The following is a 19599-nucleotide window of genomic DNA, read 5'->3' as shown; positions in this document are numbered from 1 at the left end:
GTGTCGTGCGTTCGCAGCGAATCCGGCACACAACATCCTGGAGAAACATGTTTACCCAGTCCCTGAACGCGGCGATCCTTGCTTCCGAATCGGCCGAGGGCATCCCGACCGAGACCATGGCCCTGATCATCGGCGGCGGCATCTTCCTGGTCTTCATGCTGATGCTGCTGATCACCATGTCCTACACCAACGTCGGCAACCGCCACGAGGTCAAGGCCGAGACCGACGACACGCACCGCCAGCACGCCAACAAGCACGGCCATCACTAGCCGTCTCGAGGCCGAGCGCACGGACCGCCCATTTCGCCTAGGCGTCATGGGCGGCACGTTCGATCCGATCCACCACGGCCACCTGGTTGCCGCCAGCGAGGTCGCCTCGGTGTTCGACCTGGACGAAGTCGTGTTCGTGCCCACGGGCACGCCCTGGCAGAAGTCGGACCGCGAGGTCGCCGAGGCCGAGCACCGTTACCTGATGACAGTGATCGCCACGGCGGCCAACCCGCGGTTCACGGTCAGCCGGGTGGACATCGACCGTCCGGGGCCGACCTACACGATCGATACGCTGCGCGACCTGCGCGCCCAGCGCCCGGATGCCGAGCTGTTCTTCATCACCGGCGCCGACGCCATGGCGAGGATCCTGAGCTGGAAAGACGCCGAGGAACTCTGGACGCTTGCACACTTCGTCGGAGTGACGCGGCCCGGGCATGAGCTTCCGGTGCTGGACCGGAACGACATCTCCCTCATGGAGGTGCCGGCGATGGCGATCTCTTCCACGGATTGCCGCGAACGCGTTCGCACGCACCATCCGGTGTGGTACTTGGTGCCGGACGGCGTGGTCCAGTACATCGGCAAGTACAAGCTTTACAACGACAAGAACTACGCAGTAAACGGCCAGAAGTAGGACGGCCGGGAAATGGACAAGATGAGCGACGAGACCGGGCCCGCGCTCAGCAGGCGAGCCCTGCGTGAGCAGCGCCGTGCCGAGGCCGAAGCCCAGCTTGCCCTCCAGGCGGAAGGCAAGGAGCCGAAGGCTGCCGAACCGATCGGGAAACCGGTGGTCGTCAAGCCTTCCGTTCCCGCACCCTCCGCAAAGCCGCGCGCGGGCCAGCCCGGGGAAGCACGGCCCTCGGCCGCCCCGGCTCCCGTGGCTCCGGCCCCCGCCAAGCCCGCGGCTTCCAAGCCGGCCCCCGCACCTGCGGCCGCGCAGGCCCCGAAGCCCGCCGCCGCGGCCAAGGAAACACCGGCCAAGGTTGTTCCCGCAGTCGTTCCCGCACCCGCCGCAAAGGTGGAACCGGCAAAGGCCGCTCCTGCCAAGGTGGAACCGGCAAAGGCCGCTCCTGCCAAGGTGGAACCCGCCAAGGTTGAACCGGCAAAGACCGAGCCTGCAAAGGCCGCTCCCGCCGCTGCGGCCCCGGCCGTGATCGCCGAGGTTGCGAGCAGCCGCCGCGCCACCGGGGGAGAAGTCGACGCCGTGCCGCAGCGCGCGGAACGCACCTCCCTGCAGCGCGCCCGCGACCGCGAGGCCCTGCGCACCAGGCGTCGCCTGGAACAGGAAGTCTCCGAGCTTTCCGCCAAGGAACCGTCCCCCGGGGACGACCCGGCCCCGCTGACCCGCAAGCAAATGCGCCTGCAGACCCTTGGCGCCGCCGCGGGCAACACCCTGGTGGAAGAAAGGGTCGACGAGGCACCCGTTGCCGACAACGCCCCGGCGCCTCCCGCTGCCAAGCCCGCCCCGGGCAAGCCGGCCGCGGAAAAGCCCGTAGCCGCAAAGCCTGCCGCGGCCAAGGATCCGGTGCCGTCGAAGCCCGCCGCAGCCACGCCGCAAATGAGCGTCGAGGATGCCCTGGCGCTGCGCCGCCGATCCGGCGGGGCCGCACCGGTCGACCCCGCGCTGATCCAGCCGGCCGAGGACCTCGGCGACGTGGATCTCGAGGTCCTGGCCCAGCAGCGCGAACTTGCCGCGCGGGCGGCCATCATCAGCCGCCGTGCCGCCGAGCGCCAGCGCCTCGAGGAATCGAACTCGCAGCGCGCCGGCCAGCGCCGATCGGACCCGTTCACCGGTTCCATGAACATGCTGCGCGACGAGGACATCGAAAAGAAGCTGGTCAACACCGGCATCTCCGGCCCCGAAACGCGCGGTTTCCACATTTCGATGACGGACCAGGGGACCATCGTCGATGCCCCGGGCGCGTCGTCCGCACGAACCAAGACTTCGGCTTCGGGTGCGCCAGCGCCCGCGGCCAAACCTGCTGAAAAGTCTGCGGCTGCTACTCCGGCCCAGGCAGCTTCCCGTGAGTCCAAGTCACTGGGAGCAAACCCCGCTGCTGCAGCAGCACGAGCAGGAGCGGCACCGGCAAAGCCCGGGGCCTTCGCACCTGCCAAGCCGATGGCCACGGGCAAGCCCGCGGCCGCGGCACGAGCGACACCGAAGGCCCCGCCGCTGGCGGAGGCACACGGTGCCGCCGACGTTGAGCCACGCGTTTCCCACCCGCCCGTGCGTGCCGTTCGCGCGCAGGGCCTGGAACCGCTTGACGCGCAGACCGCCGGAATGCGCCGTGCCAACAACATGTACCTGATGGTCATCGCGGCCTTGTCCGTTGGAGGCGCGGCGCTCGTTGCCGGCCTCATCATGATCCTCAACTCCAACTAGCGCGCCCTCAGCGGCCGCAACCCAACACTCAAGGAGAATCCCATGAGCGCCCACGAACATTCCATCAACCTGGTGAAGGCCGCAGCCCTCGCCGCCGCAGACAAGCAGGCCGAAAACCTCATCGCACTCGACGTCAGCGAGCGCCTCGGCGTCACCGACGCCTTCCTGATCGCCTCGGCTTCCTCCGAGCGCCAGGTCAACTCGATCGTCGACGAGATCGAGGACAAGCTCGACGAGCTCTTCGAGATCCGCCCGGTGCGCCGCGAAGGCCGCGGCGCGGGCCGCTGGGTGCTCCTGGACTACGTGGATGTCGTCATCCACGTGCAGCACAACGAGGACCGCGTCTTCTACGCGCTCGAGCGCCTCTGGGGCGACTGCCCGTTGATCGAGCTGCCGACCACCGGCGAGCCGGCAACCGACATGTCGCACATCGCAACCCTCCCGGACGTCCTCTAGGACTCCTCGATTTGCGTCACGCAATTGTCGTGACCTATGATGGATGAGTTGCCCGCGAGGGTGGCTCCCATTCGGGGGTATGGCGCAGTTGGTAGCGCGTCTGCATGGCATGCAGAAGGTCAGGGGTTCGAATCCCCTTACCTCCACCGAAGGAAAACCCGCTGGATCATTGTGATCCGGCGGGTTTTTTCGTGTTCCGGCCGAGGGCTCCGGAATTCGGGCACGACGGGCCGCGAACCGGGGCGCAAATTCAACCGCCTGCTGCATGGTCCGGTGTGTTGGACCGTTGCTATCCTGTGGAGCGTAACCGCATGGCGCCGGACGGCAAGCACGCCGGCGGCGGGAACCTGCGGACAGGATCGAACCGAATCAGGAAACTGGGTGCGGTGCATGATGAAAAATGCAAGGATCGCGGTTGTTGTGGCCGGTGCGTTGATCGCAGTCTCGGGCTGCTCGTCGGGAGGGCCCGCTGGACCCGCCGGCGGCATGGTCGGCACCAGCGAAATGGCCACCCCCACGGGCGGGGGCGCGCAGGTGCCGGCATACGCCATGACACTGCAGCAGCAGCTTCCCGCGGTGATGAAGGCCAACGCCATCCCCGGGATGGTGGTGATGATCAAGTCGCCCACGCGCGGGGACTGGTCGGGCACCTTCGGCACCGCCGAGATCGGCAAGCAGGTGCCGATGTCTCTCAACGATTTCCTGCGGGTCGGCAGCAACACCAAGACCATGACCTCGACGGTCATCCTGCAGCTCGTGCAGGAGGGCAAGCTCAAGCTGGACGACCCCATCTCCAAGTTCAGGCCCGACGTGCCCAACGGCAAGAACATCACGATCGCCCAGCTCTCCGAGATGCGCAGCGGGCTTTTCAGCTACACGTTCGACAAGGGCCTCAACGCGACGCTCGATGCGGACCCGCAGAAGGCCTGGACGCCCGACGAGCTGCTGGCGATCGCCTTCAAGCACCCGGCGAACTTCCCGCCGGGCCAGAAGTACGACTATTGCAACACCAACATCGTGCTGCTCGGGGTGGTCATCGAGCAGCTCACTGGGATGAGCGCCTCCGAGGCGTTCAAGAAGCGGATCTTCGAGCCGCTCGGGCTCAAGAACACCACGCTGCCGGTGAACACGGACTCCGCGCTGCCGCTGCCCCATGCGCAGGGATACCAGTTCGGCACCAACGAGGAGACCGTCGATTCCTACGCGGTTCCCGCCGCCGACCTGCCGGCCGCGCTCGACGGCACCCTCAAGCCGCTGAACTACACCGACGCGAACCCCTCGTGGGCCTGGACCGCCGGCGGGGCCATCTCCACGCCCAACGACCTGGCGGTGTACGTCAAGGCGCTGGTCACCGGCGGCCTGCTCGATGCGAAGACGCAGAAGCTGCGGATGGACAGCATCCGGCCCGTCGTCGAGGGCCAGCCGAACGGCGTCGGGTACGGGCTGGGGATCGCCGAGTTCGCGCCCGGCATCCTGGGTCACGACGGACAGCTTCCCGGGTACTCGTCGTTCATGGTCTACAACAACAAGACGGATGACACCATCATCGTGGGCACCAACCTTTCGGCCTCGCCGGTCGACGGGCAAAACGCCGCGGTGTTGGTGGCGAAGGAGATCATCTCGACGCTTTACGGTGCCTCCGAGGTCCCCGGCGGGAACCCGGCCGCGCCCGAGAGCGGGTCGCCGACCCCGTCCGGCTAGATGAAGTCGGGGATCCGGATCACGCCGGGTGCGTTTCCCGCCACCAGTCCACCGTGGCGCGTGCGCCGTCGGCCAGCGGGGTGGGGGAGAGCCCGAGCAGGGACTCGCTCCGGGTGGAGTCCATCATGAAGGGGTTGTCGAACTGGTACGCCATTTCGGCAAGCTCGCGCGTTGCGGGGTGCACCAGCCCGATGGCCCGCAGGATTCCGCCGGACATCCCGGTGACCTTCGGCGCGGGACGGTCGGCCGCTGCGGCGTAGGCCTCCGCCATGGCCCGCTGGCTGGACGGCTGGGCAGTGGGCGCGTGGAGCACGGTGTTCCAGAGGTCTTCACGTTCCGCGGCCCGGACCATGGCTGCGGCGAGGTCTGGCATGTAGGTGAAGGAATGCGGCTGGGCCGGGTTGCCGACCGCCAGCAGCCGCCGGCCGGCGAAGACGGATTCCAGCATGCGGGCCCCGGCGTGGGCGTTCTCCACGTGGGGGCCGTAGAAGTCGGAGGCCACCACCGAGACGGTGTGGGTCCCGGAGGCCGCGCGGGCGTTCAGCAGGGCCGTGCGCACCCCGCGCTTGCCGCCCGCCGCGTTGCGCGGAGAGTTCTCCGCCATGGGTCGCTCGGGGTTCGAGTAGGAGTACAGGCTTTCGGGAAAGAGCACCGGGATCCCCCGGTCGCCGGCCGCGGCCAGGACCAGTTCCTCGGCGCGGGGGAGCGTCTCGGCCCAGGCCCGGGCGGAGTAGGCGGCGTGGATGCAGTGGAACACCGCGGTGGCACCGGCCATGGCGGCGGCCACCTGGGCGGGGTCGAGGGCGTCGGCGCGCATCCTGCGGATGGCGGGGTGCTCGGGGCCGCCGCCGGAACGGGTCGCCAGCACCACGCTGTGGCCGTTGTTGGCCAGGGCGAGCGCGACGGTGGTTCCGACGGGACCGGAGCCGGTGACGAGGTAGTGGTTGGACATGGCGTGGAGCCTCCTGGTTGGGATTGTGAGAGCGGTGCTCTCACAAAAATGCTAGGCGTCCATCGGCGGTCGAGTCAAGAGCGCTGCTCACTAAAGTTGACGGTGCTCACGATCGTGGTGTGGGATGGGTTCATGCAAGCAACAAGGACCCCTCGTGAACTGGCCCGCGAGCGCACCATGGCCGAAATCATGCGGCTCGGCCGCGAACAACTGGCCAGCCAGGGAGCCGCCGCGCTGTCCCTGCGCGCCGTGGCCAAGGACCTGGGTATCGTGTCCTCGGCCGTCTATAGATATGTTGCAAGCCGGGACGAGCTGCTGACGCTGCTGGTGGTCGAGGCCTACACGGACCTGGGCGACGCGGTGGATGCCGCCCTGGAGCACGCGCCGGCCTCGCACGGCGAGAGGTTCGCCGTGCTGGCGAGGGCCGTGCGTGGCTGGGCGATCGCCGAACCGGCGCGCTACGGGCTGCTTTTCGGCACGCCCGTTCCCGGGTACCACGCGCCCCCCGGGCAGACCGTCCCGGCCGGAACCCGGGTGGTCGTGCGGCTCATGGGGATCGTCGAGGACGCCTGGGAGGCCGGCGGGATCGAAGTGCGGGATCGCGCCACGGACCTGTCGCCGGGCCTGGCGGCGGACGTCGAGTCTCTGAGGGCCGAATACTCGCTCGCGTCCCCGGGGTGGCTTGTCGCCCGCGGGCTGGGCGCGTGGTCCGGCCTGTTCGGCGCCGTCAGCTTCGAGGTGTTCGGGCAGTACGGTCCCAACACGCTGGGCGACCCGGCCGAACTCTTTGAACTGACGGTCCGGGACCTGGCCGCCAACCTCGGGCTCGGCGGCTGACGGACCCGTTCATGCGTGGCCGGGGCCAGGAGGTCGTGCGTTAGGGTGTTGACATGCGAAATGTCCCAGACACCCTCGATCGATCGGTGGTCGCCGAAATAGATGCACGCCTGGAACGGGTTGCAGCTGACGAACGCGTCGCGGTTTCCTGGGCCGTGGAAAGCGGCAGCCGCGCCTGGGGATTCCCCTCCCCGGACAGCGACTACGACTGCCGTTTTCTCTACCTGCGCTCGGCCAACGACTACCTGGGCCTGTGGCCCCTCCGGGACGTCATCGAGACGCCGCTGGACAAGGTCTTTGACGTGAACGGGTGGGACGTCGCCAAAGCACTGCGCCTGCTGCTCAAGGGCAATGCGACGGTCGTCGAGTGGTTGACGTCACCGATCGTGTACCGGGGCGACGTCGGTTTCCGGGACGGACTGCTCGACCTGGCGTCCGAGGTCATCGACCCGGCGCGCGTGGGCAGGCACTATCTCCATGTGGGACGGAACCAATGGGACCTGGAATCGGAGACCGTCCCGCTCAAAAAGGTCTTCTACGCGTTGCGCCCGGCGGCCGCGCTGCGCTGGCTGCGCACGCATCCGGGCTCCGCGGTGGCGCCGATGGACCTGGCGACGCTGCTGCGGGAAGGCGAGGTGCCCGAGGCGGTGATGCGCGAAACCGACGAGCTCCTGGCGGTGAAGGCCGTGACCCGCGAGCTCGGGGAGGGACGTTTCCCCGAGCCCCTCGCGTCCTTCGTCCTGTCCGAGTTCGCGGCGGCGCACGAGGCGTACGAAAACGCGAGCGCAACCATCGAGGCGTGGAAAACGGCCAGGGTCGACGAATTCTTCAGGACGCTGATCTTGTAGTTGCTGGCATGCAATCCCGGGCGTGCCTCAGTCCATCGAGTACCCGAAGCTGAAGCGGCACTCGGGGTCCCATGCGGTCTTGAGGGCGCGCAGCCGTTCCACCGTCGGTTCGGCCCAGGCCTTGCGTACGGCCTCCGGCGTTCCGGCAAAGCCCTGGAAGTTGATCTGCGATCCGCCGTGGGCCCAGGGTTTCATGGCCTCGAGAACGGCATTTCCCGCGGCCTCCACGGCGCCCATGAGTGGCGGCGGGTAGGGTCCGACGACCAGCATGGAGAACGCCGCGTCGCGTCCACCGACGGCGTTTTCGTGCTCCGGGCCGCGGGACAGTGCGCCGCCCAGGTGGCGGATCTCGGCCATGATGAGCGGAACGTCGTGATCCGGCCCCGCTGCTCCCAGCAGCGCGTCGATGGCCGCGGCGTCCAGGCCGCTCAGCAGCATCGAGCCTTCCCACACCGGCATGGGGTCGGTCGGGTCCTGGTGGACCGAGGCGATGGCCGTGTAGGACATCATGCCCACCAGGTCCACGAGCGGGGTGCCCGCCCGGCGCATCGGTTCCAGCAGCGCGGCCCCGGCCGTTTCGTCGCCGACATGGACAAAGCGCAGGTGGACGGAGAGCTTTCCGCGCAGCGGCTCGGGGATCTGCTCGTCGTCAGGCAACCTGAGCAGGGCGATGGACGCGGTGGTGGACTCCGGCAGTTCCTGGACCCAGGCGCCGTAGGCATGCATGATGGCTGGCGCGTCGGATCCGGCAAAGAAGATCGCGCCGCCGTAGACACGGGGCACGGAGACCAGGTCGAACTCGAGTTCGGTGACGATGCCGACGGCGCACTTGCCCCCGCGCAGGGCCCAGAAGAGTTCGGGCTCGGACTCGGCGTTCACCTCCACGAGCGACCCGTCGGCCGTGACGAGCTGGATCCCGCGGACCTGGTCCGCGGCGAAGCCGAAGGTCCGGCCCATGGGTCCCATGCCGCCGCCGAGGGTGTAGCCGACGACCCCGACGTCGGGGGACGAGCCGTTGAGCGGGGCTAGCCCGTGGGGCGCGGCTTCCTCGATGACGCGTGTCCACCGCACGCCGGCGCCCACCCGCGCGCTGCGTTGCTGCGGATCCAGCGCCAGCGACTGCATGCCGGAGGTGTTGATCAGCATCCCGCCGTGGTCCTGGTGCGGGTAGCCGTGCCCGGTCGACTGCACATGGACGGAAAGGTCCGCCTCGTTGGCGTGGCGCACCGCGGCCATCACGTCACGGGTCGAGCCGGCCAGGACTGCGACATCCGGCCTGAATGCGTGGGCGAGGTTGAAGCCGAGGCAGGCCGCCTCAAAGCCGGCATCGCCCGGGACAAGCACGGACCCGTCAAGTTTGGCGCGCAGGCCCTCCGCATCGAAATCGGTGGGTTGACTCATGGCTGGTTCCCTTCCGTTCACCACTCAAGGTAGCCCACCAGAAGGCGTACGCCTATGGGTTTCGATGCCGGGTTTCCGACGCGCGAATCAGCCGGGCCCGGTGGCGCGGCGCATCGTCAGCGGGCCCGGCGTGGGATGCTTGATGGATGGATCTCGAGGTGTCACCGGCGCTCACAATTCCGGCCGCTGAGCTTGGCTGGCGCTTTTCGCGTTCGTCGGGCCCGGGCGGCCAGCACGTGAACACCTCCGACAGCCGCGTCGAACTCTTCTGGGACGTTGCGCGGTCCTCCGTGCTCTCCGTGGCGCAGCGGGAGCGGCTGCTGGCCCGGCTGGAATCCAGGCTCGTTTCCGGGGTGCTGACCGTGGATTCCTCCGAGCAGCGTTCCCAGCTGCGCAACCGGGAGACGGCGCTGGCCAAGCTCGCAGGACTCGTGGCGGCCGGGCTTGCGCCCGATGGGCCCCGGCGCCGGGCGACCAAGCCCACCCGCGGATCGGTGAAGCGGCGCCTTTCGGCCAAGGGGCGGCGGTCGGAAACCAAGAAGCAGCGGCAACGGCCTCAGCACGAGTAGCGCCCGCCGACCGAATCCTGCTGGCCGGCCGCTACTCGCCGCGGCGGCGCCGGAAGATGTCGAAGACCACCTTGAGGGACAGCACCGCGGCCACCCCGATCAGGGTGTAGCCGAAGAGCTGGTAGAGCGTCAGGTTGGTCGTGACCATCGGGCCGCCAGTGCTGACCAGCAGCATGGTGGCCATGATGCCGGTGACGCCGGCCAGGAAGGTCAGGATGACCTCGTGGACCATGGAGCGGACCATGTGCCGGTCCTGGGGGTTTGCCAGCAGGCGCATGTTGAAGCCCAGCCGGCCCGCCTCGAGGTCGCCGGAAATCTGGTCGAGCCGGCGCGGCAGCCGCTTGAGCAGCGGCAGCAGGGTCATCACCTCGTTGTTCAGCGCCTCGGCCAGCGAGCTGGGGCGGAACACCGAGCGGACGCGGGCCTCGCCGTACTCGCGTGCCGCGGCGATGAGGTCGAAATCGGGGTCGAGCAGGCGGAGGGTTCCCTCCAGGACCGCGACGGCCCTGAATGCCCCGGCCAGCTCGGGCGGGACCGTGATGCGGTGTTTGGCCAACATGGTCACGAGCTGGGTGAAGACCTCCGCCTTGACGGCCGCTCCCGGGCCCATGTACCGGGACATGAAGCGGCTGAGTTCCCGGCGCAGGGCGGCCTCGTCGAAATCCTCGGGGAGCGTCGCCATGCCCAGAAGCGCATCGCCGATGGCCCGCGAATCGCCGCGGTAGAAGGCCAGCAGCACCTCGGAGACAAGCTGTCGCAGTTCCGCGTCCAGCCGCCCGACCGATCCGAAGTCCAGCAGCATGATGCGGCCGTCGGGCTGCAGCACGATGTTCCCGGGGTGCAGGTCGGCGTGGAAGACGCCGTCGTCCATGATCTGGTGCATCAGGGAGCGGAAGAGCGCGACGGCCTGGAGCCGGCGTTCCTCGATCGGGTGGCTTTCGATGGTGCCCGGGGAGCTGAGCGTGTCTCCGTCCACCATCTGCATGACGAGGATGCGCCGGGTGCTGAGCTCCGGGTAGTGCAGGGGGATTTCCACCCGCTCGGATTCGGGGTGCTTGAGCTGCGTGGTGCGCAGCGCCGTGATGTTCATGGCCTCGATCTCGTAGTCGAGCTCCTCGCGCAGGGCGTCGGCGAACCCCTCCGCTACCTCGACGAGCCCGAGCGAGCGGCCCCAGGCGGTGGACCTCTCAAGGGTCGACGCCATGCGGACGGTGATGTCCAGGTCCCGCTCGACCAGCGGCACGATGCCCGGGCGCTGGATCTTGACGGCCACCGCCTGCCCGGAATGCAGCCGCGCGCGGTGGACCTGCCCGATCGAGGCCGCGGCCAGCGGCGTCGTGTCGAACTCGGCAAACGCGGAATCCACGTCCTCGCCGAGCTCCTTCTCGACCATGGCCTGGACGTTGTCCCAGGGTTCCGGCGGGACGGATTGTTGCAGCTTGGAAAGCTCGGTGATGTATTCGGCCGGAAGGAGTTCGGCCCGGGTGGAAAGCACCTGCCCGAATTTGACGAATGTCACGCCGGAATCCTGGAGCGCCAGGCGGAGCGACTTGCCGCTGGCCGCGCGTTCCGCCGCAGCCGCGGGGTTGCTGCCCTTGCTGGGACGCTTGGCCGGGAGGAGCCCGTGGGACAGGGCAATGCGCGTGACCTCGGTGTACCTGCGGGTCCGTGCAATCCGCGCCCGAAGCGATGCGATCCACTTGTCGGGCCGCACGATGGTGCCGGTGGGGACGACGAGCTCGGCGACCACCAGGAACATGGTCGCGACGATCAGCACGATGCCAATCTGCACCGGCAGCAGGGAGATCCCGGCCTCGGCGTCCTTCCACACGAACCGGGACTCGAAGCCGACCTCCGCACCCAATCCCAGCAGGCCCGCAATGATGATGCGGCCCAAGCCGACGGTCACGCCCAGCAGGCGCCGGACAAACATCGCCAGGACGACGATGTAGATGACGGCGACGACGGACGCGAACAGGATGCGGCCGAGTATGTCTGCAAATTCCATGGAAACCCCTTGTGACAGGCCCGGGAAGGCTTCGCGCGCCAGCCCATGTCGCCTAGCTGACACTTTATCCCACGTGGGACGGGGTTCTTCGGTCCCGCAAGGCCGGCTACCGGGCCGGCTACCGGGTCAGCGACGCGACGGCGTCGGCGACGTCCGCGGCGTTCCTGCGCAGGATGCGCATGTGGTTTGCGTCGACGACCGAATGCACGCGCACCATCTCGTTTGCGGCGACGGCACGGTCCGCGGCGGCCCTCATGGTCCGCATTTCCTCGGCGGGGGATCCCTTGTGCGGGCCGCTGCCAACGACAAAAAGCGCGGGGCAAGTGAGGTCCCTGTAGTCGGGAAGCAGCCCGGCATCGATTTCATCGAGCTCGATCACGACGTTTGCCGCCTCGTGGTGAGTCATCCGGGCCAGCAAGCGCATCGACCCCAGGATGCGCATGGGAATGCGCAACAACCGATACTGCCGCCGGACACGCTTTTGCGCCTTCTCGTGGAAGACGCGGACGGGGAAGGCCCCGTCGACGAGGACCACCCCCGCAACCTCGCCCGGGTGGGTGGCCGCGTAGCGGATCGCGAGCGTGGCGCCGTGGGACCAGCCGACCAGGACGGGTCGGTGCAGCCCGGTTGCCTCGATGACGCTGCCGACATCCTCCAGGGCGCCGGAAAACGAGTAGTCGGGCGAGTCGGCGGACCTGCCCCGCCCGCGGGCGTCGAAGGTGACGGTGTGTAGCTCCGGGGGGAGCGCCCGCAGGACGTGTTTCCAGTCGCGCCGCGTCGAGAAGGCGCCGTTGAGAAACAGGACGGCCGGCCCGGTCCCTGCGCCGATGGTGCAGTGGATGCGTGCCGCGCCGGTGTGAACGGTCAGATGGCTGTTCATGTCCAAACCCCCAGATGCCTCGGTCGCCGGGCATGGCCTCCACGTTGACGGTGCGTTTCCCTGTCGTGATCCTATGCTTTTGGTGCCGCCGGAACAACGATTCCGCCCCCGCGCGGTCCCCGGCACCGGGGAGCATGGGTTGTCCGCTTTTCCCATGGCCGCAAGTTTTTCGTCCTTAGCGGTTTCGCTATTTAGCGAACATGCTAAATTTAAGACATGAGCGAAAACACCGCCGATGTATTCACCGCGCTGGCCCATCCCACCCGGCGCCAGATTCTCCAGGATCTTCGCGATGGGGAGCAGTCGGCCGGTGAAATTGCCGGGCGGTTCACGAGCTCCGGGCCCACGATTTCACGCCACCTTTCGATCCTGCGGGCCGCGGGCCTGATCACCGAGCGCCGCGAGGCCAACCGCATTCTCTATTCGCTGGCGGGGGAGCAGCTGGCGCACTCCGTCGGCAATTTCCTCTCCGCGGTATGTCCCGAACAAATGCTGCTCCGCGGGCTTCGCCACCGGGTACCCTCCGCGGCGAGCCCCGCCGAAACCTCCACTGAAACGAGCGTTGAATCATGAAAATGCCGACCCTGGACGCCACCATTTCACGCCGCCTACTGGTCAACTACAGGTTGGATCCCGAGGTGGCGCAGTCCTTGCTTCCTTCGGGGTTGCGCCCCCGGTTGGTGGGCGATGCGGCGGTGGGCGGAATCTGCCTTCTCCGGCTTTCGGCCGTCCGGCCACAGTGGATCGGCGCCAACGTGGGGTGGAGCGCCGAAAACGCGGCGCACCGCATTGCGGTGGAGTGGGACGACGAGTCCGGAACCCGCAACGGGGTATTCATCCCGGTCAGGCACTCGTCTTCCCGGCTGCCGGTGGTGCTGGGCGGAACCCTCCTGCCGGGCCGCCATGAGCACGCGGGATTCTCCGTATCCGAATCGCCTTCCCGCATCACGATCGATGCCCGGGCACTGGACATGCGCGTGCACGCAGACGTCTCGGATTCGACGGAATGGGTCAGTCGACTCTTCGGCACCTTGGGGGAGGCTTCGGCGTTCCAGCGTGAGGGGACAATCGGGTGGTCGCCGGCCAAGGGCGGCAAGACGCTCGACGGCCTTGAGCTGAGCACGCGGCAGTGGGAAGTCGGGGCAACAGAGATCCACGACATTGGATCCTCCTATTTCGACTCGTTGCCGCCTGGCGCCGCGGAACTCGACCATGTCCTGGTCATGCGCGATGTTCCCGTCAAGTGGTCTGCGTCGGAATTTCCGAAGGCACGAAACCAGTCCATTTGCTAACTGGTTTGCACCTCGCGACACATAGGCCAGCATAAAGTCCATTTACTGGGTTTATCCCGTTTTTGGCCGTAGGCTTCCTAGGTATGAGCCAATCTGAGCCGACGCTGCGAGCTGGATCCTCGGTGCTTCAGGTGCCTTCCGCGGACGCCGCTGCCCAAATGCCGGCATGCCGCCTCAGCAAATTGAGTTTCGCCGCCTTGGTTGCCTGCCCGATTTTTGCCGTCGTGGGTTTGGTTATCTATGGATTGCCGGTGTTGCTGTTCATGGCCACCGGAGGCGGAAGCATGATGTTGTTCGGCTCCTGCGCCAACGCGTTTACGGTTCCGGCGGTCTGCGCCCTGGCACTGGGGTTCGCCTGTCTCCTGTTTGCCGCCGTTGGCTATTTCGTGGTGTTTTTCAATCGAAAATAGCCGGCGTCCGGCCTGTCGGCGGGCTCGCCACAAGGCATTGCCTGGGACCTGAATCTGCGGTTGCCGCCTAGACTTGAAGGCATGAGTGATGTTCTGCCTCCGTGCCCCCAGTGTTCAAGCCCCTACGCCTACGAAATGGGCGCCCTCTTGGTCTGCCCCGAATGCGCCCACGAATGGTCGGCAGAGGCAACCGAATCCGAAGAACCCCAGGAAAAGGCCATCAAGGATTCGGTTGGCAACGTACTGGCAGACGGCGACTCCGTCACCATCGTGAAGGACCTCAAGGTCAAAGGACAGGCGCAGTCGATCAAGGTCGGAACCAAGGTGCGCAACATTCGCCTGGTCAATGGCGTGGATGGCCACGACATCGACTGCAAGGTTGACGGATTTGGTCCCATGCAGCTGAAGTCCTCGGTCGTGAAAAAGGTTTAGCCACCGACGGGCGGGCCGTCGGCCCGCCCGATGGTCAGATATTTCGAAGTTCCTCACCCTGAAAGATTTTCCATTCATGACTCAGCCCGTGCGCACCCCCGAACCCGCAGTTGCCCTCGCAAACTCAGTTGAGGATTTTGAGCACAATCTTGCCTCGATCCGGAAACGCATCGAGGTAGCGGCTCGAAAAGTAGGCCGCGACCCGGCTTCAATTCGATTGCTGCCCGTCAGTAAGACGGTGCCGGAGGATCGCCTTCGTCTGGCGATCGCCGCGGGCGCCACGTTCCTGGGCGAGAACAAGGTTCAGGAAGTCGCGCGCAAGGCCGAAAGCCTTGCCGACATCCCGGGGCTGAAGTTCTCCGTGATCGGGCATCTGCAGACAAACAAGGCCAAGTATGTGGCGAAGTTCGCCGACGAGTTCCAGGCCTTGGACAACCTGCGCCAGGCCGAGGCCCTGCAGCGTCGACTCGAGGACGAGGACCGCCAGTTGGACGTCTTCGTCCAGGTCAATACCTCTAACGAGGAAAGCAAGTTCGGTTTGGACCCTGCGGACGTGCAGGATTTCGTGAACCAGCTTCCGCAATTCGACCGCCTGCATGTCAAGGGCTTGATGACACTTGCACTCTTCAGTGAGGACAAGGAAGCCGTACGCGCATGCTTCGTTCGACTGCGTGAAATCCGGGACATGCTCCGGGAGACCGCGCCGGAAGGCATGGAAATCGAGGAACTGTCCATGGGCATGAGCGGTGACTTCGAACTGGCCATTGAGGAAGGCTCCACCGTGGTGCGCGTGGGCCAGGGAATCTTCGGCGCCCGGGCTCTTCCCGCCAGCCAGTAGTTCTCCGGCTTGTCGGCAGAAAAGGTCGCGGACGAAGCGCCGCGCGGAAAATGGGCGATGCAGAATCCCCGTGTGATTAGACTGAATCCATGAAACTAGCCGAGGCATTGGCCAAGCGGGCCGACCTAGCAACACGGATGAGCCAGATATCTTCGCGCATCGAGCAAAACGTCTTGGTGCAGGAGGGCGAGAAGCCCGCCGAAGATCCGTTGGCATTGCTGGCCGAGCACGACAGGTTGGCGGCGGAACTGCAGGAACTGATTGTCAGGATCAACGCCACCAACCTCTCGGTGACGGTGCCGGGCCACGAAAGCATGACGGCCGCACTGGCCCGACGCGACGTTCTGCGCCAGCAGGTCCGATTGCGCCAAACCGTGGCAACGCGCGCCTCGGCCCGTTTTGACCGGAGCACCCGCAGCGAATTGCGCTACGTCTCGATCGTGGACGTTCCGGTGATCAGGTCCGAGGCGGATGCCCTAGCGGCCAAGTTGAGGGAACTGGATACACGAATCCAGGAAGCCAACTGGATCAACGAGCTTTCCTGAGTCGTTGGTTCGGTCAGATCGCAAGTCGGTAGTCCGGATTTCAAGAGCGTGCGCAAGGCCTACCGCCGTCCAGGCCAAATCGGATGGCTTTGCAGGGACTGAAGGACCAGTCCGCCGGTTCGCGCCGGTCACAGATCATGTCCTTCACGGTGCACACACGCATCAACTCCCAACGGAGGGTCACCTCGCACAAATTATCACCACGCGCAGGCTTGTTGTCCGGGTGAGGGTGGGGTTCGGGGACCATGCGATCTTTTGTTCCGGCCCGCAGGGTGAACCTGCGGGCCGGGACTCTCTCATTCCCACGGGTTGTGCCTGTACTCACTGACGTACGCCACATTTTGTGTTTGGAGCCAAGGATTCGACACGCCGAGGGGCACGACACGCCAAAATAATTAACTGTGGGTTGCTCCTCCACAGGGTGTGGACGCAGGGGGTCTTTTGCTGGATTCCCGGGGTTAAAGTGGGGCAACTTATCCACAGTGCGTGTGGACTGCGGGTGACCGGAATGACAGACGTGTAATACATCATCTTGGGGTATAACCCCTCCGGCCCCACTAGATGTAGTATTGAAATAGCTGGCGAGGCCTAGTGCAAAATCCCCCAAATGCGCGGGGAAATGTATGAATCTCCGCCTCTCGAAGGCTTTGAAGCCACCGAGTCACATCGTCCCGGCGACCGTCCCCATCGGAGGGAGTCGCGGGGAGCCGGCCACACCACATACATAGATTTTTTGCACGAGGGGATTTACGGACATGACCGTCACGGTATACACGAAGCCAGCATGCGTACAGTGCAACGCAACTTACCGCGCTCTAGACAAAAAGGGCATCGTCTACCAGAGCGTTGACATCTCGCAGGATCCCGCTGCGCTGGAGCGCGTACGCGCCCTTGGCTACATGCAGGCACCGGTTGTCATCACCGACGCCGACCACTGGTCTGGCTTCCGCCCGGACAAGATCGAAGAGCTTGCCCAGGGCCTCAGCGCTTCCGTGGCCTAACTAGCCCCCATAGCTTTACCGATTCAAGCAATTTCGAGGCGATCACGATGCCTACTTCATCGCTGGCGACACCGATGCAAGGTCACGCCACTGCGGCGGAGGTACTCACCAGCAGCCACCTGATCTACTTTTCTTCCGCATCCGGTTACACACACCGGTTCGCAGGGAAACTGGGGATCGAGTCTGCGCGTATTCCTCTGCACAGTCGGGATCCACAACTGGTGGCCACGGAACCATTCGTTCTCCTGCTTCCCACCTATGGTGGGGAAAAGGGGGAACGTTCGATTCCGCCGCAGGTTGTGAAGTTCCTCAACGACGCACGCAACCGAAACCTGCTGCGTGGCGTGGTGGGAGCCGGAAACACAAACTTTGGAACCACGTACTGCCTGGCCGCAATAAAGATTGCAGCCAAGTGCAATGTTCCGCTTCTATACAAATTTGAACTCATGGGCACCCAAGAAGATGTGACCCGAGTTCGCGAAGGATTGGAAGTCTTTTGGACACGAACGTCGCAGAGCCTGACGTGAAACAGGATTCTAAGGAATTGCCTGCAGCTTTTCAGGGCTTGGGTTACCACGAGCTGAATGCCATGCTGAACCTTTACGGTTCCGATGGACGCATCCAGTTCGAGGCTGACCGTGCCGCAGCACGTCAGTACTTCTTGGAGCACGTGAACAACAACACGGTGTTCTTCCACGACCTCGACGAGAAGCTCGAGTACCTGGTCAAGCACGAGTACTACGAGCGTGAAACGCTCGACCAGTACACGATGAACTTCATCCGCGACCTCTACCGCGGTGCCTATGCCAAGAAGTTCCGTTTCGAGACCTTCCTGGGCGCCTTCAAGTTCTACACGTCCTACACGCTGAAGACCTTCGACGGCAAGCGCTACCTGGAACGCTACGAAGATCGCGTCTGCATGGTTGCCATGCACCTGGCACGTGGCGACGAGGAACTGGCCGTCTCGCTGGTCAACGAAATCATCGAAGGCCGCTTCCAGCCTGCCACCCCGACGTTCCTGAACGCCGGCAAGGCCCAGCGCGGCGAGCTGGTTTCCTGCTTCCTGCTTCGCATCGAAGACAACATGGAATCGATCTCCCGCGGCATCAACTCCTCGCTGCAGCTCTCCAAGCGTGGAGGCGGCGTTGCACTTTCGCTGACCAACGTCCGCGAACACGGCGCCCCGATCAAGCAGATCGAGAACCAGTCCTCCGGCGTCATCCCCGTGATGAAGCTTCTCGAAGACAGCTTCTCCTACGCCAACCAGCTTGGCGCCCGCCAGGGCGCAGGTGCCGTGTACCTGAACGCGCACCACCCTGACATCTACCGTTTCTTGGACACCAAGCGTGAAAACGCCGACGAAAAGATCCGCATCAAGACCCTGTCGCTGGGCGTTGTCATTCCAGACATCACCTTCGAGTTGGCCCGCAAGAACGAGGACATGTACCTCTTCTCGCCGTACGACATCCAGAAGGTCTACGGCGTTCCGTTCTCGGACATCTCGGTCACCGAGAAGTACTACGAGATGGTCGATGATGCCCGCATCAAGAAGACCAAGATCAACGCCCGCGAGTTCTTCCAGACCCTTGCTGAAATCCAGTTCGAGTCCGGTTACCCGTACATCATGTTCGAGGACACCGTAAACCGCGAGAACCCGATCAAGGGCAAGATCTCGATGAGCAACCTGTGCTCCGAGATCCTGCAGGTCTCGACCCCGTCGGAATACAACGAGGACCTCGGCTACAAGACCGTCGGCAAGGACATTTCCTGCAACCTCGGTTCGATGAACATTGCCAAGGCCATGGACGGCAAGGACCTCGGAGCCTCGATCGAGACCGCGATCCGCGCGCTGTCGGCCGTTTCGGACATGTCCTACATCAATTCGGTTCCGTCGATTGCCCAGGGCAACGCCAAGACCCACGCCATCGGCCTCGGCCAGATGAACCTCCACGGCTACCTGGCACGCGAGCGCGTCCACTACGGTTCGGAAGAAGGGTTGGACTTCACCAACATCTACTTCTACACCGTGGTGTTCCACGCACTGCGCGCCTCGAACAAGATCGCCATCGAGAAGAACGAGACCTTCGAGGGCTTCGAGGATTCGAAGTATGCCTCGGGCGAGTTCTTCGACAAGTACACCGAGCAGGAATGGGTTCCCGCCACCGAGCGTGTGCGCGAACTCTTTGCCGGCATCGACATCCCGACCCAGGATGACTGGCGTGCGCTGAAGGCCTCCGTCATGCAGCACGGCATCTACAACCAGAACCTGCAGGCCGTGCCGCCGACCGGTTCCATTTCTTACATCAACAACTCGACCTCGTCCATCCACCCGGTGGCCGCGAAGATCGAGATCCGTAAGGAAGGCAAGATCGGCCGCGTGTACTACCCGGCTCCGTACCTGAACAACGACAACCTGGAGTACTACCAGGATGCCTACGAAATCGGTTACGAAAAGGTCATCGACACCTACGCCGCTGCCACGCAGCACGTGGACCAGGGCCTGTCCCTGACGCTGTTCTTCAAGGACACCGCCACCACGCGTGACATCAACAAGGCGCAGATCTACGCATGGCGCAAGGGCATCAAGACCCTCTACTACATCCGCCTGCGCCAGATGGCACTTGAGGGTACCGAGGTCGAAGGTTGCGTTTCCTGCGCACTGTAGCCGGGTAGTGCTCTAAGCACGTCCGATTCACCACCGGTTGCCAGGTAGAGATAACCTAACAACCGAATGCGTACGACGGCGGGTGACCACCCGCCGTCGTACGCGCACCCGCAAC

General features: G+C 65.2%; 21 protein-coding genes and 1 tRNA gene. 18 read left to right on the top strand and 4 right to left on the bottom strand.

Annotated elements, in window-relative coordinates:
- Positions 1-47 precede the first annotated feature (47 nt).
- From ACFY5D_RS03080 to ACFY5D_RS03055, 6 genes are all read left to right on the top strand, one after another.
- A complete protein-coding gene (locus ACFY5D_RS03080; protein WP_387524877.1) occupies positions 48-269 on the top strand; it encodes a hypothetical protein in 222 nt (73 codons plus the stop codon).
- Entirely contained in the window at positions 262-900 is a 639-nt protein-coding gene (gene nadD, locus ACFY5D_RS03075) for a nicotinate-nucleotide adenylyltransferase (RefSeq protein ID WP_387527540.1), read from the top strand. Before ACFY5D_RS03080 ends, nadD begins: the two co-directional genes overlap by 8 nt.
- Before the next feature lie 12 nt (positions 901-912).
- Positions 913-2649 (top strand): hypothetical protein, encoded by a 1737-nt coding sequence (locus ACFY5D_RS03070; protein ID WP_387524875.1) that lies wholly within the window; start codon positions 913-915, stop codon positions 2647-2649.
- A gap of 42 nt (positions 2650-2691) precedes the next feature.
- Positions 2692-3105 (top strand): ribosome silencing factor, encoded by a 414-nt coding sequence (rsfS, locus tag ACFY5D_RS03065; protein WP_387524872.1) that lies wholly within the window; start codon positions 2692-2694, stop codon positions 3103-3105.
- A gap of 73 nt (positions 3106-3178) precedes the next feature.
- Positions 3179-3251 (top strand) — tRNA-Ala (locus ACFY5D_RS03060).
- Positions 3252-3495: 244 nt separating this feature from the next.
- Positions 3496-4806, top strand: a complete 1311-nt coding sequence (locus ACFY5D_RS03055) for a serine hydrolase domain-containing protein (RefSeq protein ID WP_387524869.1) — start codon at positions 3496-3498, stop codon at positions 4804-4806.
- A 19-nt stretch (positions 4807-4825) separates the two neighbouring features.
- On the opposite strand, the gene ACFY5D_RS03050 is transcribed toward ACFY5D_RS03055, so the two are convergent.
- Complete coding sequence (locus ACFY5D_RS03050) at positions 4826-5758, bottom strand: NAD-dependent epimerase/dehydratase family protein (protein WP_387524866.1); 933 nt, start codon at positions 5756-5758, stop codon at positions 4826-4828.
- 132 nt (positions 5759-5890) lie between these two features.
- On the opposite strand from ACFY5D_RS03050, the gene ACFY5D_RS03045 reads away from it, so the two are divergent.
- On the top strand, positions 5891-6595 hold the full coding sequence (locus ACFY5D_RS03045) for a TetR/AcrR family transcriptional regulator (RefSeq protein WP_387524863.1): 705 nt from the start codon (positions 5891-5893) through the stop codon (positions 6593-6595).
- Positions 6596-6648: 53 nt separating this feature from the next.
- Entirely contained in the window at positions 6649-7443 is a 795-nt protein-coding gene (locus ACFY5D_RS03040) for a DNA polymerase beta superfamily protein (RefSeq protein WP_387524861.1), read from the top strand.
- Positions 7444-7470: 27 nt separating this feature from the next.
- On the opposite strand, the gene ACFY5D_RS03035 is transcribed toward ACFY5D_RS03040, so the two are convergent.
- Positions 7471-8844, bottom strand: a complete 1374-nt coding sequence (locus tag ACFY5D_RS03035; RefSeq protein WP_387524858.1) for an FAD-binding oxidoreductase — start codon at positions 8842-8844, stop codon at positions 7471-7473.
- Between the two features lie 146 nt (positions 8845-8990).
- On the opposite strand from ACFY5D_RS03035, the gene arfB reads away from it, so the two are divergent.
- Positions 8991-9413, top strand: a complete 423-nt coding sequence (gene arfB, locus ACFY5D_RS03030; protein WP_387524856.1) for an alternative ribosome rescue aminoacyl-tRNA hydrolase ArfB — start codon at positions 8991-8993, stop codon at positions 9411-9413.
- A gap of 31 nt (positions 9414-9444) precedes the next feature.
- On the opposite strand, the gene ACFY5D_RS03025 is transcribed toward arfB, so the two are convergent.
- Positions 9445-11421 carry an ABC1 kinase family protein gene (locus ACFY5D_RS03025; RefSeq protein WP_387524853.1) on the bottom strand — a complete coding sequence of 659 codons (1977 nt, stop codon included), beginning with the start codon at positions 11419-11421 and terminating at the stop codon, positions 9445-9447.
- A gap of 118 nt (positions 11422-11539) precedes the next feature.
- On the bottom strand, positions 11540-12301 hold the full coding sequence (locus ACFY5D_RS03020; protein ID WP_387524850.1) for an alpha/beta fold hydrolase: 762 nt from the start codon (positions 12299-12301) through the stop codon (positions 11540-11542).
- A gap of 216 nt (positions 12302-12517) precedes the next feature.
- Here ACFY5D_RS03020 and ACFY5D_RS03015 point away from each other — a divergent pair, with 216 nt between their 5' ends.
- From ACFY5D_RS03015 to nrdE, 9 genes are all read left to right on the top strand, one after another.
- Entirely contained in the window at positions 12518-12874 is a 357-nt protein-coding gene (locus ACFY5D_RS03015) for a metalloregulator ArsR/SmtB family transcription factor (protein WP_387524848.1), read from the top strand.
- The gene (locus ACFY5D_RS03010) at positions 12871-13593 is read left to right on the top strand and encodes a DUF2071 domain-containing protein (RefSeq protein WP_387524845.1); all 723 of its coding nucleotides are present in this window, start codon (positions 12871-12873) and stop codon (positions 13591-13593) included. The genes ACFY5D_RS03015 and ACFY5D_RS03010 overlap by 4 nt, the downstream gene beginning before the upstream one ends.
- A gap of 83 nt (positions 13594-13676) precedes the next feature.
- Positions 13677-14003: a hypothetical protein gene (locus tag ACFY5D_RS03005; protein ID WP_387524842.1), complete on the top strand. Its 327-nt coding sequence runs from the start codon at positions 13677-13679 to the stop codon at positions 14001-14003.
- An 81-nt stretch (positions 14004-14084) separates the two neighbouring features.
- Positions 14085-14435: a zinc ribbon domain-containing protein YjdM gene (locus tag ACFY5D_RS03000; protein ID WP_387524839.1), complete on the top strand. Its 351-nt coding sequence runs from the start codon at positions 14085-14087 to the stop codon at positions 14433-14435.
- A gap of 76 nt (positions 14436-14511) precedes the next feature.
- Positions 14512-15273, top strand: a complete 762-nt coding sequence (locus ACFY5D_RS02995) for a YggS family pyridoxal phosphate-dependent enzyme (RefSeq protein WP_387524836.1) — start codon at positions 14512-14514, stop codon at positions 15271-15273.
- 89 nt (positions 15274-15362) lie between these two features.
- Positions 15363-15818, top strand: coding sequence for a DIP1984 family protein (locus tag ACFY5D_RS02990; protein WP_387524833.1), 456 nt, complete (start codon positions 15363-15365; stop codon positions 15816-15818).
- 755 nt (positions 15819-16573) lie between these two features.
- Positions 16574-16819, top strand: a complete 246-nt coding sequence (nrdH, locus tag ACFY5D_RS02985; RefSeq protein WP_209997258.1) for a glutaredoxin-like protein NrdH — start codon at positions 16574-16576, stop codon at positions 16817-16819.
- Between the two features lie 47 nt (positions 16820-16866).
- Positions 16867-17346 (top strand): class Ib ribonucleoside-diphosphate reductase assembly flavoprotein NrdI, encoded by a 480-nt coding sequence (gene nrdI, locus ACFY5D_RS02980; RefSeq protein WP_387524830.1) that lies wholly within the window; start codon positions 16867-16869, stop codon positions 17344-17346.
- A 17-nt stretch (positions 17347-17363) separates the two neighbouring features.
- On the top strand, positions 17364-19484 hold the full coding sequence (nrdE, locus tag ACFY5D_RS02975) for a class 1b ribonucleoside-diphosphate reductase subunit alpha (protein WP_387524827.1): 2121 nt from the start codon (positions 17364-17366) through the stop codon (positions 19482-19484).
- The last annotated feature ends 115 nt before the right edge of the window (positions 19485-19599 follow it).

The organism is Paeniglutamicibacter sp. NPDC012692 (assembly GCF_042901625.1).
In the GTDB taxonomy this organism is placed as follows: domain Bacteria; phylum Actinomycetota; class Actinomycetes; order Actinomycetales; family Micrococcaceae; genus Paeniglutamicibacter.
This window is presented reverse-complemented; position numbering and strand designations above follow the sequence as displayed.